This is a genomic window from Peribacillus sp. FSL K6-5616, assembly GCF_038008245.1.
In the GTDB taxonomy this organism is placed as follows: Bacteria; Bacillota; Bacilli; order Bacillales; family DSM-1321; genus Peribacillus; species Peribacillus frigoritolerans.
The window spans coordinates 1,192,559-1,207,711 of record NZ_JBBOYT010000001.1; the positions used below are offsets into that span (position 1 = coordinate 1,192,559).

Annotated in this window: 17 protein-coding genes; all 17 read left to right on the forward strand. The window is 42.7% G+C overall.

Going from position 1 to position 15,153, the window contains the following annotated elements:
- The first annotated feature begins 9 nt into the window (after positions 1-9).
- The gene (gene fabD / locus MHB45_RS05770; RefSeq protein ID WP_072272714.1) at positions 10-957 is read left to right on the forward strand and encodes an ACP S-malonyltransferase; all 948 of its coding nucleotides are present in this window, start codon (positions 10-12) and stop codon (positions 955-957) included.
- Positions 954-1,697 carry a 3-oxoacyl-[acyl-carrier-protein] reductase gene (gene fabG, locus MHB45_RS05775; RefSeq protein WP_072272715.1) on the forward strand — a complete coding sequence of 248 codons (744 nt, stop codon included), beginning with the start codon at positions 954-956 and terminating at the stop codon, positions 1,695-1,697. The genes fabD and fabG overlap by 4 nt, the downstream gene beginning before the upstream one ends.
- A gap of 57 nt (positions 1,698-1,754) precedes the next feature.
- Entirely contained in the window at positions 1,755-1,988 is a 234-nt protein-coding gene (locus MHB45_RS05780) for an acyl carrier protein (protein WP_034313729.1), read from the forward strand.
- A gap of 260 nt (positions 1,989-2,248) precedes the next feature.
- Positions 2,249-2,992 carry a ribonuclease III gene (rnc, locus tag MHB45_RS05785; RefSeq protein WP_034313726.1) on the forward strand — a complete coding sequence of 248 codons (744 nt, stop codon included), beginning with the start codon at positions 2,249-2,251 and terminating at the stop codon, positions 2,990-2,992.
- A 20-nt stretch (positions 2,993-3,012) separates the two neighbouring features.
- Positions 3,013-6,576: a chromosome segregation protein SMC gene (gene smc / locus MHB45_RS05790; protein ID WP_072272716.1), complete on the forward strand. Its 3,564-nt coding sequence runs from the start codon at positions 3,013-3,015 to the stop codon at positions 6,574-6,576.
- A gap of 27 nt (positions 6,577-6,603) precedes the next feature.
- Positions 6,604-7,620: a signal recognition particle-docking protein FtsY gene (gene ftsY, locus MHB45_RS05795; RefSeq protein WP_034313721.1), complete on the forward strand. Its 1,017-nt coding sequence runs from the start codon at positions 6,604-6,606 to the stop codon at positions 7,618-7,620.
- 216 nt (positions 7,621-7,836) lie between these two features.
- The gene (locus MHB45_RS05800; RefSeq protein ID WP_034313718.1) at positions 7,837-8,169 is read left to right on the forward strand and encodes a putative DNA-binding protein; all 333 of its coding nucleotides are present in this window, start codon (positions 7,837-7,839) and stop codon (positions 8,167-8,169) included.
- A gap of 11 nt (positions 8,170-8,180) precedes the next feature.
- The gene (ffh, locus tag MHB45_RS05805; RefSeq protein WP_034313716.1) at positions 8,181-9,521 is read left to right on the forward strand and encodes a signal recognition particle protein; all 1,341 of its coding nucleotides are present in this window, start codon (positions 8,181-8,183) and stop codon (positions 9,519-9,521) included.
- A gap of 152 nt (positions 9,522-9,673) precedes the next feature.
- On the forward strand, positions 9,674-9,946 hold the full coding sequence (gene rpsP / locus MHB45_RS05810; protein WP_048684918.1) for a 30S ribosomal protein S16: 273 nt from the start codon (positions 9,674-9,676) through the stop codon (positions 9,944-9,946).
- A 13-nt stretch (positions 9,947-9,959) separates the two neighbouring features.
- Positions 9,960-10,190: a KH domain-containing protein gene (locus tag MHB45_RS05815; protein ID WP_048684915.1), complete on the forward strand. Its 231-nt coding sequence runs from the start codon at positions 9,960-9,962 to the stop codon at positions 10,188-10,190.
- A gap of 221 nt (positions 10,191-10,411) precedes the next feature.
- Entirely contained in the window at positions 10,412-10,798 is a 387-nt protein-coding gene (locus MHB45_RS05820; RefSeq protein ID WP_034313711.1) for a YlqD family protein, read from the forward strand.
- 10 nt (positions 10,799-10,808) lie between these two features.
- The gene (gene rimM, locus MHB45_RS05825; RefSeq protein WP_034313708.1) at positions 10,809-11,327 is read left to right on the forward strand and encodes a ribosome maturation factor RimM; all 519 of its coding nucleotides are present in this window, start codon (positions 10,809-10,811) and stop codon (positions 11,325-11,327) included.
- On the forward strand, positions 11,327-12,061 hold the full coding sequence (gene trmD, locus MHB45_RS05830; protein ID WP_048684912.1) for a tRNA (guanosine(37)-N1)-methyltransferase TrmD: 735 nt from the start codon (positions 11,327-11,329) through the stop codon (positions 12,059-12,061). Before rimM ends, trmD begins: the two co-directional genes overlap by 1 nt.
- A gap of 130 nt (positions 12,062-12,191) precedes the next feature.
- The gene (gene rplS / locus MHB45_RS05835; protein ID WP_034313702.1) at positions 12,192-12,539 is read left to right on the forward strand and encodes a 50S ribosomal protein L19; all 348 of its coding nucleotides are present in this window, start codon (positions 12,192-12,194) and stop codon (positions 12,537-12,539) included.
- 218 nt (positions 12,540-12,757) lie between these two features.
- Positions 12,758-13,318: a signal peptidase I gene (gene lepB, locus MHB45_RS05840; protein ID WP_034313700.1), complete on the forward strand. Its 561-nt coding sequence runs from the start codon at positions 12,758-12,760 to the stop codon at positions 13,316-13,318.
- Positions 13,319-13,335: 17 nt separating this feature from the next.
- The gene (gene ylqF / locus MHB45_RS05845) at positions 13,336-14,208 is read left to right on the forward strand and encodes a ribosome biogenesis GTPase YlqF (protein ID WP_048684908.1); all 873 of its coding nucleotides are present in this window, start codon (positions 13,336-13,338) and stop codon (positions 14,206-14,208) included.
- 155 nt (positions 14,209-14,363) lie between these two features.
- Positions 14,364-15,146, forward strand: coding sequence for a ribonuclease HII (locus MHB45_RS05850; protein ID WP_226990470.1), 783 nt, complete (start codon positions 14,364-14,366; stop codon positions 15,144-15,146).
- Positions 15,147-15,153 lie beyond the last annotated feature (7 nt).

Consider the following 15,153-nt stretch of genomic DNA (forward strand, 5'->3'; position numbering starts at 1 on the left):
GAGTAACAGATGGGTAAAATTGCTTTTGTCTTTCCAGGACAAGGATCACAATCAATAGGAATGGGGCATGGCTTATTTCAGGAAAAAGAGCGTGCTCAGCAAATTTTTCGATCAGCAGATGAAAAACTTGATTTTCCGCTTACGGAATTGATCTTTAATGGCACACAACAAGAATTAACGGTGACTTATAATGCACAGCCAGCCTTATTGACTACGAGTTATGCTTTTGTCAGGGAGTTGGAAGAAGCGGGAATCAAACCCGATTATACTGCCGGGCACAGTTTAGGTGAATATACGGCATTAGTGGCATCTGGTGCAATTTCTTTTAAAGATGCCGTATATACAGTGCGTAAACGCGGTGAATTCATGGAAGCTGCGGTACCGAATGGTCAAGGCTCAATGGCTGCGATTTTGGGAATGGACCGTGAAGCTCTATCTGAAGTCACTTCTGAAATTACGGCCACAGGTGAATCCGTTCAATTGGCCAATATTAATTGTCCAGGGCAAATCGTCATTTCAGGCACCTCCGAAGGGGTTAAACTTGCAAGTGCAAAAGCCAAGGAAAATGGGGCTAAACGGGCTCTTCCTCTTGAAGTGAGCGGACCGTTCCATTCTGAATTAATGAAACCGGCAGCAGAAAAGTTACAGGGTGTCCTTGATGAAGTAAGCTTCAAACAGGCAGAAATTCCTGTCATTTCAAACGTAACGGCTAAGCCCATTACAGCACCTGCCGAAATAAAAGAAAAATTAATCGAACAGCTGTATTCACCGGTCCTTTGGGAGGACAGTGTGAAAAATCTACTTGAATTGGGCGTGGATACGTTCATCGAGGTTGGCCCAGGGAAAGTGTTGGGCGGATTGATAAAGAAAATTGATCGTTCCGTTCAAATTCATTCGGTATCCGATATAGATACTCTAACTAAAACAATTGAAACATTGAAGGGGGTACAAGCATGATCCTCGAAGGTAAAAAAGCACTTGTAACGGGAGCATCACGAGGTATTGGCAGGGAAGTTGCATTGGAACTTGCCCGTCAGGGAGCAGACGTTGCCATTAACTATTCCGGCAGTGAAGCAAAAGCGAATGAAGTGGTTGATGAAATCAAGGCATTGGGCCGGAAAGCATTCGCCATCCAATGCGATGTTGCAAATAGTGAATCAGTGACAAGCATGATGAAAGAAGTCGTCGAACAATTTGACAGAGTGGATATCCTGGTTAATAATGCCGGCATCACACGTGATAACCTTTTGATGCGCATGAAAGAAGATGAATGGGATTCTGTTATCAATACGAATCTTAAAGGCGTGTTCCTATGCACCAAAGCTGTTACAAGGCAAATGATGAAGCAGCGCAGCGGCAGGATCATAAATATGGCATCGATCGTCGGCGTCAGCGGAAATGCAGGGCAGGCTAATTATGTAGCGGCTAAAGCAGGTGTCATCGGTTTGACTAAAACGACGGCAAAGGAACTTGCATCAAGAGGCATTACGGTCAATGCGATTGCCCCAGGTTTCATCTCAACGGATATGACTGGGGAATTGCCTGAAGACGTTCAAAAAGCCATGCTGGACCAAATTCCGCTTGCACGTTTCGGTGACCCTAAAGATATTGCTGCAGTGGCGTCTTTCCTTGCTTCCGATGCAAGCAAATATATGACTGGGCAAACTCTTCATGTAGATGGCGGCATGGTCATGTAAGTTTTCTTTGATTTTTTTCGAAATTAATTTATAATGTCTTGAGGGGAGGTGAACACATTGGCAGATGTATTAGAAAGAGTAACTAAAATCGTTGTAGATCGTTTGAACGTAGAAGAATCAGAGGTAAAACTTGAAGCTTCTTTCAAAGAAGATCTTGGTGCCGATTCCCTTGATGTAGTTGAACTAGTCATGGAATTCGAAGACGAGTTTGATATGGAAATTTCGGACGATGACGCTGAAAAAATCGCCACAGTAGGTGATGCTGTGAATTACATACAAAGCACTATGTAATGAATTGTCATTTGACTAAAAGCTCCGTTTTTTAACGGGGCTTTCTCTTATTGCTTAAAGAAGTTTGATTCAGCGGCAGATAACGGAATGAGCATGTTCACGGGTATGCTCCGCCTGCATGCAGTGTCTTTTGCCTTTAGTTTTCTTTAAGCGGATAATCATGTATGATGGTACATAGGAAAGCTTGACAGGAATTCCTGCCAGGTTTCTTTTTATATATTGGAAAAATATGCTTTTTGAACCGTGGAGGGTTTTGTGTGATGCGTAGGAACGGAAATAATCGTAAACCATCAATCAAGGAAAATAAATTCAAACAGTTGCAAGAAAATCTGGGTTTTCATTTTAAAGATGAAAACTTATTGAAACAAGCTTTTACACATTCATCTTATGTGAATGAGCATCGCCGTAAGCCTTATGAAGATAATGAAAGGCTTGAATTCTTGGGGGACGCTGTACTTGAACTGACCATCTCTAAATACTTATATCAAAAATATCCGATGATGAGCGAAGGTGAACTTACCAAACTAAGGGCAGCCATTGTATGTGAGCCTTCACTTGTTGCTTTTGCCAATAGCCTTTCTTACGGGGAATATGTATTACTCGGAAAAGGGGAAGAAATGACAGGTGGAAGGGAACGCCCTGCCATGCTTGCGGATGTATTCGAAGCCTATATTGGTGCTTTGTACCTTGATCAAGGATTAGAGCCAGTTGTGCAGTTTTTGACGAATGTCGTGTTTCCGAAGATAGACGAGGGTGCTTTTTCTCATGTGATGGATTATAAGAGCCAGCTTCAGGAGCTGATCCAGCGCGATGCCATCGGTGTCCTGCAATATAAGATCTTGCAGGAAAAAGGACCGGCCCATAATCGGGAGTTTGTTTCGACGGTCTCCCTGAATGGGGAAGAACTTGGCTCTGGAATAGGAAAGTCCAAAAAAGAAGCGGAGCAGCATGCAGCCGAGCATGCATTGATCGTTTTAAAAGAAAAAAATCAACAAGATAGTTGAACAGTAGAGGGGGAAAGGTCATGTTCCTCAAACGTTTGGACGTTGTAGGATTTAAATCTTTCGCAGAGAAAATTTCGATAGATTTTGTACCTGGTGTCACGGCAGTGGTTGGACCAAACGGAAGCGGTAAAAGTAATGTGACCGATGCAGTCCGGTGGGTCCTTGGAGAGCAGTCTGCGAAATCACTGCGTGGAGCAAAAATGGAAGATATCATCTTTTCGGGAAGTGACACGAGGAAAGCGTTGAATTTTGCGGAAGTATCATTGACCCTTGATAACGAGACCAATTCCCTGCCGATCGACTTTCATGAAGTCAGTGTGACAAGGCGTGTATATCGATCGGGAGAAAGTGAATTTTTCATTAATAATCAAGGTTGCCGTCTGAAAGACATCATAGACCTTTTCATGGATTCCGGTCTTGGGAGAGAAGCGTTTTCCATCATCAGCCAAGGGAAAGTGGAAGAAATCCTTAGCAGCAAGGCTGAAGAAAGACGAGTGATTTTTGAAGAAGCAGCCGGTGTCCTGAAGTATAAAACGAGAAAACGAAAAGCGGAATCGAAGCTGACGGAAACACAGGATAACTTAAACCGTGTCCATGATATCCTCCATGAATTGGAGGGGCAGGTGGAGCCGTTGAAAATTCAGTCTTCCCTCGCCAAGGAATTTTTGGCGAAGAAAGACGAGCTAGAGCAAATAGAAGTGGCTTTAACCGTTTATGAAATTGAAGAGCTTTATGAAAAATGGGAAAAACTATCACAGGAACTTGAAAAACATAATGAAATGGAACAGCAAATGGCAGGACAGCTTCAGGACAGGGAAGCACATCTCAAAAAGTTAAGGGATAGTCTTGCGACGCTTGAGACATCGATCAATGGCCTTCAGGAGATTCTCCTGAATGCCAGCGAAGAACTTGAAAAGCTTGAAGGCCGTAAAGAAGTTTTGAAAGAACGGAAAAAAAATGCCGCCCAAAACAAGTCACAGCTGGAAAAAGCGATTGTGGAAGGTGAGGCTGCTGTCGAGCGTTTGTCTTTGCAAAAGGAAAGAGAAACGGAAATCCTTCATGCACTGAACTTGGAAGTGAAAGGGATTTCTGAAACCTTACATGAAAAACAAAAAAGCCTCGGTCTATTCAATAGTGATATCGAAGCGGTGATCGAAGCGAAAAAGAGTGACTATATCGAGTGGTTGAACAAGCAGGCCTCGGCCAAAAACGAAAAACAATACCTGCTTCAGCAGCTTGCGCAGCAGGAACATAAAAATGCAAAACTTGATATGGAAAATGAAAAGTTCTTAACTGAAAGAATGGATATCACTGCTAAAAAAATGGAATATTCACAGCTGATGGACAATATGACCAAGCAGCTTGAAGAGCATGTCACTTATTTCCGAAATCAGCAGAATAAATTGAATGCGGCAAAAGATACGTATCAAAAACAAGAAACCACCCTTTATAAGGCCTATCAATTCCTTCAACAGGCTAAATCGCGTAAGGAACTGCTTGAAGAAATGGAAGATGATTATGCAGGCTTCTTTCAGGGTGTAAAAGAGGTTTTGAAAGCGAAAGAAACCCTTCGAGGCATTGAAGGGGCAGTTGCGGAATTGATAAAGGTTCCAAAGGAATATGAAACGGCCATTGAAACGGCTTTGGGCGGAGCGATGCAGCATGTTGTCGTGGAACGCGAAGAGCATGCACGGGAAGCCATTTCCTTCTTGAAGAAAAATAGGTACGGGCGTGCGACTTTCTTGCCTTTATCAGTCATAAAGGCAAGAGAGATATCAGCTAACCAATTATCGATGCTGAAGAGCCATTCAGCTTTTGTAGGGACTGGTTCCTCATTGATCCAATATGATGATAGGCATGCAGCGATTGCTGAAAACCTATTAGGAACAGTGATTATCACCACGGATTTAAAAGGGGCAAATGACCTGGCAAAAATGATGCAGCATCGTTTCCGCTTCGTAACACTTGAAGGGGATATCGTCAATCCAGGTGGTTCAATGACTGGTGGAGCCTTAAAGCAAAAAACGACCTCCCTGCTTTCAAGGAAAACGGAATTGGAGGAGCTCCAACAAAAACTTGCTGCCATGGAAGTCAAAACGAATCAGCTTGAAAAGCAAGTCAAACAGCTCAAAGTGGATGTGGGTGTTCAAGAGCGAACGCTTGAACAAACCAGAAAAACGGGAGAGAGACTTCGATTACAAGAACAAACCCTTAAAGGGGAACTCCGTGAAGTGGAGCTTCAGGAAAGAAATGTGAATGAACGGCTGCATCTTTATGATTTGGATAAAAATTCATATTTAGAAGAACAACAGCAAAAAACGGCAAGACTTGAAGAGCTGGAAGAACTTTTGGAATCATGTAAATCGGAAATTGAAGGTCTGGACCGGTTGATTTCCGAAATGACCGAACAAAAGCAATCACAACAATCTTCAAAAGAGAGTCTTGCTGAAGAAACGAATGAACTGAAGGTAATGCTCGCTTCCAAGCGTGGCCAGCTGCAAAACCAAAAAGAGAAGATGGAACGCATTGAATCGGATCTTTCTAAGGAATCAAGCAGGCTTGCTGAAAACAAAGATGATTTAGGGCTCCTGACCAATGAAATGACAGACAGTTCAAGCGGGGAAGAGTCCCTGGAAGATATGGCTCAGCAGAAATTGCTCGATAAAAATGGAGCAATTGAAGGAATCACCATAAAAAAACAGGAAAAAAACGAGCTTCTAATGGAAGTTGAAACGCTCGAACTGTCCTTGAAAGAAGAAAATCGACTTTATAGAGGCATTGTCGAAGTGATAAAGGATGAAGAAGTGAAATTAACTCGTCTGGATGTCGAACTGGAAAATCGCCTCGACCACTTGCGAGAAGAATATACCCTTTCCTTTGAAGGTGCTAAAGAACGGTATCCATTGATGATGCCTGCCGACGAAGCTCAAAAAAGGGTGAAGCTCATCAAGCTTGCAATCGAGGAACTGGGGACGGTGAATTTAGGTGCAATTGATGAATACGCACGTGTAGCTGAACGCTATGAATTCCTTCTTAGTCAAAAGGAAGACCTTCAACAGGCGAAAGATACATTATTCCAAGTCATTGATGAAATGGATGATGAAATGAAACGCCGCTTTGCGGATACTTTCTATTCGATCCGTAAAGAATTCGAACAAGTCTTCAAAGCTTTATTTGGCGGAGGCAGAGCGGAGCTGAAACTGACGAATCCTGATGATTTGCTAAATACAGGGGTGGATATCATTGCACAGCCTCCCGGAAAAAAACTGCAAAATTTGAGCCTCTTATCCGGCGGAGAACGAGCATTGACAGCCATAGCCCTTTTATTCTCGATTCTAAAAGTGCGTCCTGTTCCTTTCTGTATCCTTGACGAAGTCGAGGCAGCGCTAGATGAGGCGAATGTCGTCCGGTTCAGCCAATTTTTAAGAAAGTTCAGCAGGGAAACGCAGTTCATCGTGATTACTCACCGCAAAGGCACGATGGAAGAGGCAGATGTCCTATACGGCATTACGATGCAGGAGTCAGGCGTCTCCAAACTTGTTTCCGTCCGGATGGAAGAATCAGAAAACTTTATGGAAGTTTAAAATTCATGAATTAGAGGAAGTGGGACAATGAGTTTTTTCAAAAAGTTAAAAGAGAAATTTACTACTCAGGAAGAAAAAGAAAAATCAGTTGAAGCAGAAGTATCCATTGGGGAAAAATTCAAACAAGGTTTGACAAAGACGAGGAATTCCTTTACTGGAAGGGTTAATGAACTTGTTGCCCGTTATCGGAAAGTGGATGAGGACTTCTTTGAAGAACTTGAAGAAATCCTGATACAGGCTGATGTAGGCTTTGATACTGTGATGGAACTGATTGATCAATTAAAAATGGAAGTCAAGCTTCGCAATATCTCTGATACGAGGGAAGTGCAGTCCGTTATTTCCGAAAAGCTTGTTGAAATCTACCAAGGTGATGATGAAGCGACTTCTAGCCTGAATATACAAGAAGAAGGTTTGACGGTCATTTTGTTTGTAGGGGTTAATGGGGTAGGTAAGACGACGACCATTGGTAAACTTGCCCACAAATTCAAAACAGAAGGAAAATCTGTCGTATTGGCTGCAGGGGATACCTTCCGTGCCGGTGCGATTGAACAGCTTGAGGTTTGGGGTGAGCGTGTCGGTGTCAGTGTAATCAAACAGGGTGAAGGCTCTGACCCAGCAGCTGTCATGTTCGACGCCATTCAGGCCGCCAAGGCACGAAAAGCGGATATCCTTATCTGTGACACTGCCGGTCGCTTGCAGAATAAAGTGAATTTAATGAAGGAATTGGAAAAGGTGAAACGTGTAATTGAACGTGAAGTACCAGGTGCACCACACGAGGTGCTGCTTGCCCTTGATGCGACAACTGGGCAAAATGCCCTTATCCAGGCCAAGACATTCAAGGAAGCGACAAATGTTTCCGGTATTGTTTTAACAAAGCTTGATGGCACCGCAAAAGGTGGAATTGTTTTGGCGATTCGCAATGAATTGGCCATTCCCGTTAAATTTGTCGGGCTAGGTGAAAAAATGGATGATCTACAGGAATTCGATGCCGAGAAATATGTTTATGGCCTTTTTGCTGATATCATCGATAAAGAAGAGGTTTAAGGGAAAATTGTAAGCCGGAAGAGTTCATTCTCTTCTGGTTTTTTTACCATGATAATTGGAGGACCAATTGAAGAAAGGTCCAAAAAAGAAGCGGGAAATGAAAAAATAATGCTTTGCAAACACGTGGTAAGGAGTTTAACTTGACATCAAATAAACAAGGCTTTACAATATAAACTTGTAAAGGGTTTTCACTTAACAGCAGGGAGGCTTGCTAAGATGCTTGAAAAGACAACGCGGATTAATTATTTGTATGACTTTTACCAATCGTTGTTAACAGAGAAGCAGCAGAGCTACATGTCCCTCTACTATCTGGATGATTACTCTCTTGGCGAGATTGCCGATGAATACGAAGTCAGTAGGCAGGCAGTCTATGATAATATAAAAAGAACAGAAGCGATGCTTGAGGAATATGAAGCAAAGCTATTGTTATTTCAAAAATTTCAAGAGCGTAACCAGTGGATTGCGAATATGAAGGGACTCATAGAAAAGGAATCCTTTTCAAAAGAGAAGCTGCTAGACGCAATCACAACGCTTGAGAAGTTGGATTAGGAGGCGGCAATATGGCATTTGAAGGATTGGCCGACCGACTGCAGAGCACGATGCAAAAGATCCGTGGAAAAGGGAAGGTCAACGAAGCGGACGTTAAAGAAATGATGCGTGAAGTTCGATTGGCCCTGCTTGAAGCGGATGTTAACTTTAAAGTCGTGAAGGATTTTGTAAAACGTGTCAGTGAACGTTCGGTAGGTCAGGAAGTGCTGAAAAGCTTAACCCCCGGTCAACAGGTAATTAAAGTAGTTAAGGAAGAATTGACTGAGCTGATGGGCGGCGAACAGAGCAAGATTGCCGTTGCCTCGAAACCACCGACTGTCATTATGATGGTAGGTCTTCAGGGTGCTGGTAAAACGACGACCACCGGAAAGCTTGCCAATCTTCTTAGAAAAAAATACAACCGCAAGCCATTGCTCGTTGCGGCTGATATTTACCGTCCGGCGGCGATTAAGCAGCTCGAAACACTTGGCAAACAATTAAGCATGCCTGTTTTCTCCCTTGGGGACCAGGTCAGCCCTGTTGAAATTGCCAAACAGGCAATTGAAAAAGCTAAGGAAGAACATCATGACTATGTGTTGATTGATACCGCAGGCCGTCTTCATGTGGATGAAAACTTGATGGGCGAACTGAAGGATATCAAAGAGTTGACAAAACCTGATGAAATCTTCCTGGTTGTCGATGCGATGACAGGTCAGGATGCGGTCAATGTAGCCCAAAGCTTCAATGAACAGCTAGGCCTGACAGGAGTCGTATTAACGAAACTTGATGGGGATACACGTGGTGGTGCGGCACTTTCAATTCGTTCAGTCACCGACACGCCGATCAAATTCGTCGGTATGGGTGAAAAATTGGATGCACTTGAAGCGTTCCATCCAGAGCGGATGGCGTCAAGGATCCTCGGCATGGGTGATGTATTGACCCTTATCGAAAAAGCACAGGCCAATGTAGATGAAGAAAAAGCGAAAGAATTAGAGAAAAAGATGCGTACCGCCACTTTTACCTTTGATGATTTCCTTGATCAGCTTGGTCAGGTGCGGAATATGGGACCGCTTGATGATATTCTGAAAATGATTCCCGGTGCGAATAAAATGAAAGGGATGGACAACCTTCAGATCGATGAGAAACAGATCGGTCATGTTGAAGCTATCATCCGTTCAATGACAACGCATGAAAAGGAACATCCGGAAACCATGAATGCATCCCGCAAGAAACGGATTGCAAAAGGAAGCGGCAGATCGATTCAAGAAGTGAACCGTCTACTGAAGCAATTCGAAGAAATGAAAAAGATGATGAAACAGGTCACGAACATGCAAAAAGGAAAGAAAAAGGGATTCAAATTCCCGTTCATGTAAGGTTTATTTCAGGTCTAAACTGAGGCGAATACGGGTCGAAGCCATGTATTTCAACACTTTTTTTACCTGTTAAGAAAAAAACCTTTACAAACATGCAAGACATTTGATATTATACTATCTTGTGTGAAACTATTCGGAGGTGCTTATTTAAAATGGCAGTAAAAATTCGCTTAAAACGTATGGGAGCTAAAAAATCTCCTTTCTATCGTATTGTAGTTGCAGATTCTCGTTCACCACGTGACGGACGTTACATTGAAGTGGTAGGAACTTATAACCCGGTTGCTCAACCAGCTAAAGTTGAAATCAACGAAGAGCTTGCTCTTAAATGGTTACAAGATGGAGCTAAACCATCTGATACAGTTCGTAACTTATTCTCTACACAAGGCATCATGGAAAAATTCCATGTTGCAAAAAACAGCAAGTAATCGACGGTAGTTGATGAAAGCACTTATTGAAACGATTGTTTCAGCACTTGTGGATTATCCGGAAGAGGTCATCGTGACCTCCAAGGAAGAATCCGACCGGATTGTTTATATCCTCTCCGTTCATAAAGAGGATATGGGCAAGGTGATCGGTAAACAAGGGCGTGTTGCTAAGGCGATTCGGACTGTGGTATATGCAGCAGGATCTTCACAGCAGAAGAAAATCTATTTGGAGATTTCCGAATAAGGAGGGTTAATACCCCTCCTTTTTTTGTACTTCAAGAAAGTGAAATTTCGACTTGGATCCTAATTGAATAGACCCGGACTTTAAACTTTACGCCTTTTTAAGACGCATCTTTTACCGATTTACGTTATACTTAAGAGAATGACCCCCATTTCAAAAAGATTACCCCATCATACATATTTTTTGAAGGAAATAAGAAATCATAGATAATAGGAGGTGCTGGAATGAAAATTCTCCAAAATGTAATCGTTAACCAAGTATTAACGGAATCCAGCAAGAATCAGCTCCTCGAGAAATACAAGTCAAAACGCCTTCAGCTTCAAAAAGAGAGTGAACAGCTTCGCTTTGAACTGAAAAAACTTGAAAAAACAAGAACTCTCCAACCTGCTAGTCTCCGTGCTCATTTTGAAAAAGAAATAAACCAGAGGCAAGAAAAAATAAAACTGCTTGAATTTCAGATGGAGCAGTTGGAGATCCTTCCCGCAGGTAGTGAATTGAAGGAACGGGAAGTTCAAAGTATCATTGATGTGGAAATTGGGGCAGATTGGGACGAAATCATGGCAACGAAGACCATTGTCATAAAAGATGGAATCGTCTCGGAAATTCGTTAGAGGTGAAAGAATGGAAAAATGGTTTAATGTAGGTAAAATTGTCAACACACATGGTCTTTTAGGAGAAGTCCGTGTAATTTCTTCAACAGACTTTCCAGAAAAACGATACAAAGTGGGAAATACTCTGTATCTGTTTAGGGACACGGAGAAAAAACCTTTGCCCCTCATCATCAGGTCGCATCGCACCCATAAAAACTTTAACCTATTGACGTTCGAGAACTATTATAACGTCGGACAGGTCGAGGCATTTAAAAACGGGGTCCTGAAAGTGAAGGAGGCACAGCTTGGTAAATTGGACGAAGGTGAGTTCTACTTCCATGAAATCATCGGCTGTTCGGTATTTACGGATGAAGGAATGGAAGTTGGGGAAATCGTTGAGGTTCTTACGCCTGGTGCCAATGATGTTTGGGTCATTAAGAAAGCTGGCAGTAAGGACATCCTGATCCCGTATATTGAACAAATTGTTAAAGAAGTGGATATTTCCGCTAAAAAGGTCATCATTACACCTATGGAAGGACTTTTAGACTGATGAAAATCGATGTGCTTTCGCTTTTTCCAGAAATGTTCGAAGGGGTATTTGGTTCGTCAATCTTAAAAAAGGCTGCGGAAAAGCAGGCTGTCAGCTATAAGGTGACCAATTTTCGAGATTATGCAGATAATAAGCATTCGACAGTAGACGATTATCCTTATGGAGGCGGTGCTGGAATGGTATTAAAGGCACAGCCGATCTTTGATGCTGTGGAAGCTCTTAAAGGACAAGGTGAGCTAACCCCAAGGGTAGTCCTCCTTTGTCCTCAGGGAGAGCGTTACACGCAGAAAAAAGCCGAAGAGTTTGCTGAAGAAGAACATCTCATTTTCATTTGCGGGCATTATGAAGGGTATGATGAGCGCATCCGGGAGCATGTCGTAACGGATGAAATATCTATTGGTGACTTTGTGCTTACAGGCGGGGAATTGGGCGCAATGGTCATTATTGACAGCGTTGTTCGCTTGCTGCCGGGCGTTTTGGGAAATGTTGACTCCCCGATCCTTGATTCCTATTCTTCTGGTTTGTTAGAGCATCCCCATTATACTAGACCTGCAGATTTCCGGGGAATGAAAGTTCCCGATCCGCTAATATCCGGGAATCATAAAAAAATCGATGAATGGCGGATGAAGGAATCTCTGCGAAGAACTTGGATTCGACGTCCGGATTTGCTCGATAGTTATGAACTATCGGAAGTTGAAAAAAAATTATTGTCCGAGATTAAAAAAGAAGACTGATGCCTATTGCATCGACGTTTAGAGTATGATAGGATATACCTTGTGACTTGGGCAAAATGCTCAGTCTTATAACGATGTTCCGCTGCAAACAATAAGTATTTGCAAGAGCGTCCAGGAGGAGTTGAAATCGATGCAAAATCTTATTAACGAAATCACAAAAGAACAACTTCGCTCAGATCTTCCATCATTCAGACCTGGTGACACAGTACGTGTACACGTAAAGGTTATTGAAGGAACTCGCGAACGTATCCAGTTGTTTGAAGGCGTTGTAATCAAACGTCGTGGCGGCGGAGTTAGTGAAACTTTCACAGTACGTAAGATCTCTTACGGCGTTGGAGTAGAACGTGCTTTCCCTGTTCACACACCAAAAATTGCGAAACTAGAAGTTATCCGTCACGGTAAAGTACGTCGTGCGAAACTTTATTACCTACGCGAACTTCGTGGTAAAAAAGCACGTATTAAAGAAATTCGTCGTTAATTCTTCGAATATCTTCATGCGGGTTTACCATGATCCACATAAGGTGAATAACCAAACAGTATCATGCAAAAAAAGGGAGCTTGTTTATCAGGCTCCCTTTTTGCACTTTAAGAAACGATGAATGCACATAGGGTGAAAGCTATATAGAATCCTGCTCGCTATAGCGTCCGCAACATGTTAAAATAATTGTTGATATGCTTCAAAAAGGGTGGATAAGGATGGCGAAAAAGAAAAATGAATTGTGGGAATGGACAAAGGCGGTCATAATCGCGGTTATAGCGGCGACGCTGATTCGTTATTTCCTCCTGGCTCCTATTGTTGTGGACGGCAATTCCATGATGCCGACATTAAAGGATACGGACCGCATGATCGTTAATAAAATCTCCTATTCGATTGGCGAACCCAAAAGATTCGACATTATCGTTTTCGAAGCTCCAGAAGGCAAAGATTACATAAAGCGGGTCATCGGATTGCCAGGGGAAAAAGTTGAATATAGAAATGATACTCTTTACGTGAATGGAAAAGCTTATGATGAGCCATACTTGGATGAATATAAAGAACAATTGATTGATGGCGGGGCTTTGACGGAACCTTTTACATTAAGTGATGTAATAGAACAAGGAACGGTGCCTGAAGATCACCTATTCGTCCTGGGGGATAATCGCCGTTTCAGCAAGGATAGCCGCCATATTGGTGTAGGTGTCGTTCCTTACGATAAAGTGTTAGGAAAAACTAAATTAGTTTATTGGCCGATCGAAGACTTTCGATTGGCGGAATAGTAGGAAGGTGGATTCCATTGACAATACAGTGGTTCCCTGGCCATATGGCCAAAGCAAGACGGGAAGTAACAGAGAAATTAAAACTGATCGACATCATCTTTGAACTTGTGGATGCCCGGATTCCGGCATCTTCACGAAATCCGATGATCGACGAAATCATTCAGCATAAACCGAGGGTCATCCTTTTGAATAAAGCTGATATGGCCGATCCGGCAAAAACGAATATGTGGCTGGAACATTATAAATCGCAGGGGAAAACGGCGATTGCCATTAACTCACAGGCAGGAAACGGTTTAAACCAGATTACAGCTGCATCCAAAAATCTTTTAAAAGAAAAGTATGAGCGGATGGAATCAAGAGGAATAAAGCCGAGAGCGATCCGTGCCATGATAGTCGGCATTCCGAACGTGGGGAAATCGACTTTAATCAATCGACTTGCCAAAAAGAACATTGCCAAAACAGGAAATACACCTGGAGTCACGAAAGCGCAGCAATGGATAAAAGTGGGTAAGGAATTGGAATTGCTCGACACGCCGGGGATTCTCTGGCCGAAATTCGAGGATCAAGAAGTAGGTTTGAAGCTTGCTTTGACAGGTGCGATCAAGGATACGATTTTAAACTTGCACGAAGTCTCATTATATGGCCTTCGCTTTTTGGAAAAAGAATATCCGGAAAGATTGAAATCCCGTTATAACCTGGATGTAATTCCACAGGAAACGCTCGAATTGTTCGATGCTGTCGGAAAGTTCAGGGGCTGTTTAGCATCTGGGGGCTTCATCGATTATGACAAAACCGCAGAGTTGGTCGTACGTGAAATCCGTTCAGAAAAGATGGGCCCGCTTACGTTCGAGGTTCCTTCAGATTATGAAAAGGATGATATCCCCGAATAAGATTAACATTGACTTGAGTGTTGTAATACGGAGCTGGAGTTGGATGTCGAAAAGATTTTTTCTTTTTGATGTCTCTTTTCCGCTCCGTATTTTTGTCTGAACTGTAGAAAAGAAGCAAGACTGCCGATAATTAATATGATGGGTGATAAAAGATGATAACTGCAATGAGCATTAAGGAAATCTCCTTAAAGTTAAAGACGATAAGAGAGCCGGAAGATTCATTTTTACAGAAATGCCGGGAGGACGGACGGAAGGGAGTAACCGACTTAGTAAACAAATGGCAAAGAACTTATGAAAAAGAACAACAGGTAAGGGATGCTTTCACGGAAATGACAGAGTTTGAAAGGCAATTACGGAAACAAGGGTTTTCCATTCTCGCTGGCATCGATGAAGTGGGAAGAGGACCTCTTGCAGGACCGGTTGTGACAAGTGCAGTCATCTTGCCTGATTCTTTTTATTTGCCAGGGCTTAATGATTCTAAAAAGATTCCGGAGTCAAAAAGGGAACAGTTTTATGAGATGATTTTTAAGGAAGCGATATCCGTAGGTGTAGGTGTTGTACATAGCGAAGTAATTGATGAAATCAATATATATCAAGCTACGAAAAAGGCAATGGTGGCTGCAGTGAACGATCTGTCAGAACTTCCGGATCATTTGTTGATCGATGCGATGGAACTGGATGTGCCGATTCCCCAGCTTTCGCTCATAAAGGGGGACGCAAGAAGCATTAGCATCTCTGCGGCATCCATAATAGCCAAGGTGACTCGTGATAGGATGATGAAGGAATATGGTGAAAAATATCCGGAATATGGTTTTGAAAAGCACATGGGTTACGGGACAAGCCAACATTTAGAAGCTCTCGACATACACGGGCTTACACCTTGGCATAGAAGAAGTTTTGCACCGGTTAAGGAAATCGCTGCACGAACGAAGGAATAAGGGGGGG

Excerpts from the sequence above, each read along its gene's own strand:
- fabD (WP_072272714.1), top strand. The coding sequence starts at position 10 with ATGGGTAAAATTGCTTTTGTCTTTCCAGGACAAGGATCACAATCAATA.
- fabG (WP_072272715.1), top strand. The coding sequence starts at position 954 with ATGATCCTCGAAGGTAAAAAAGCACTTGTAACGGGAGCATCACGAGGT.
- rnc (WP_034313726.1), top strand. The coding sequence starts at position 2,249 with ATGCGTAGGAACGGAAATAATCGTAAACCATCAATCAAGGAAAATAAA.
- smc (WP_072272716.1), top strand. The coding sequence starts at position 3,013 with ATGTTCCTCAAACGTTTGGACGTTGTAGGATTTAAATCTTTCGCAGAG.
- ftsY (WP_034313721.1), top strand. The coding sequence starts at position 6,604 with ATGAGTTTTTTCAAAAAGTTAAAAGAGAAATTTACTACTCAGGAAGAA.
- MHB45_RS05800 (WP_034313718.1), top strand. The coding sequence starts at position 7,837 with ATGCTTGAAAAGACAACGCGGATTAATTATTTGTATGACTTTTACCAA.
- ffh (WP_034313716.1), top strand. The coding sequence starts at position 8,181 with ATGGCATTTGAAGGATTGGCCGACCGACTGCAGAGCACGATGCAAAAG.
- rpsP (WP_048684918.1), top strand. The coding sequence starts at position 9,674 with ATGGCAGTAAAAATTCGCTTAAAACGTATGGGAGCTAAAAAATCTCCT.
- MHB45_RS05815 (WP_048684915.1), top strand. The coding sequence starts at position 9,960 with ATGAAAGCACTTATTGAAACGATTGTTTCAGCACTTGTGGATTATCCG.
- MHB45_RS05820 (WP_034313711.1), top strand. The coding sequence starts at position 10,412 with ATGAAAATTCTCCAAAATGTAATCGTTAACCAAGTATTAACGGAATCC.
- rimM (WP_034313708.1), top strand. The coding sequence starts at position 10,809 with ATGGAAAAATGGTTTAATGTAGGTAAAATTGTCAACACACATGGTCTT.
- trmD (WP_048684912.1), top strand. The coding sequence starts at position 11,327 with ATGAAAATCGATGTGCTTTCGCTTTTTCCAGAAATGTTCGAAGGGGTA.
- rplS (WP_034313702.1), top strand. The coding sequence starts at position 12,192 with ATGCAAAATCTTATTAACGAAATCACAAAAGAACAACTTCGCTCAGAT.
- lepB (WP_034313700.1), top strand. The coding sequence starts at position 12,758 with ATGGCGAAAAAGAAAAATGAATTGTGGGAATGGACAAAGGCGGTCATA.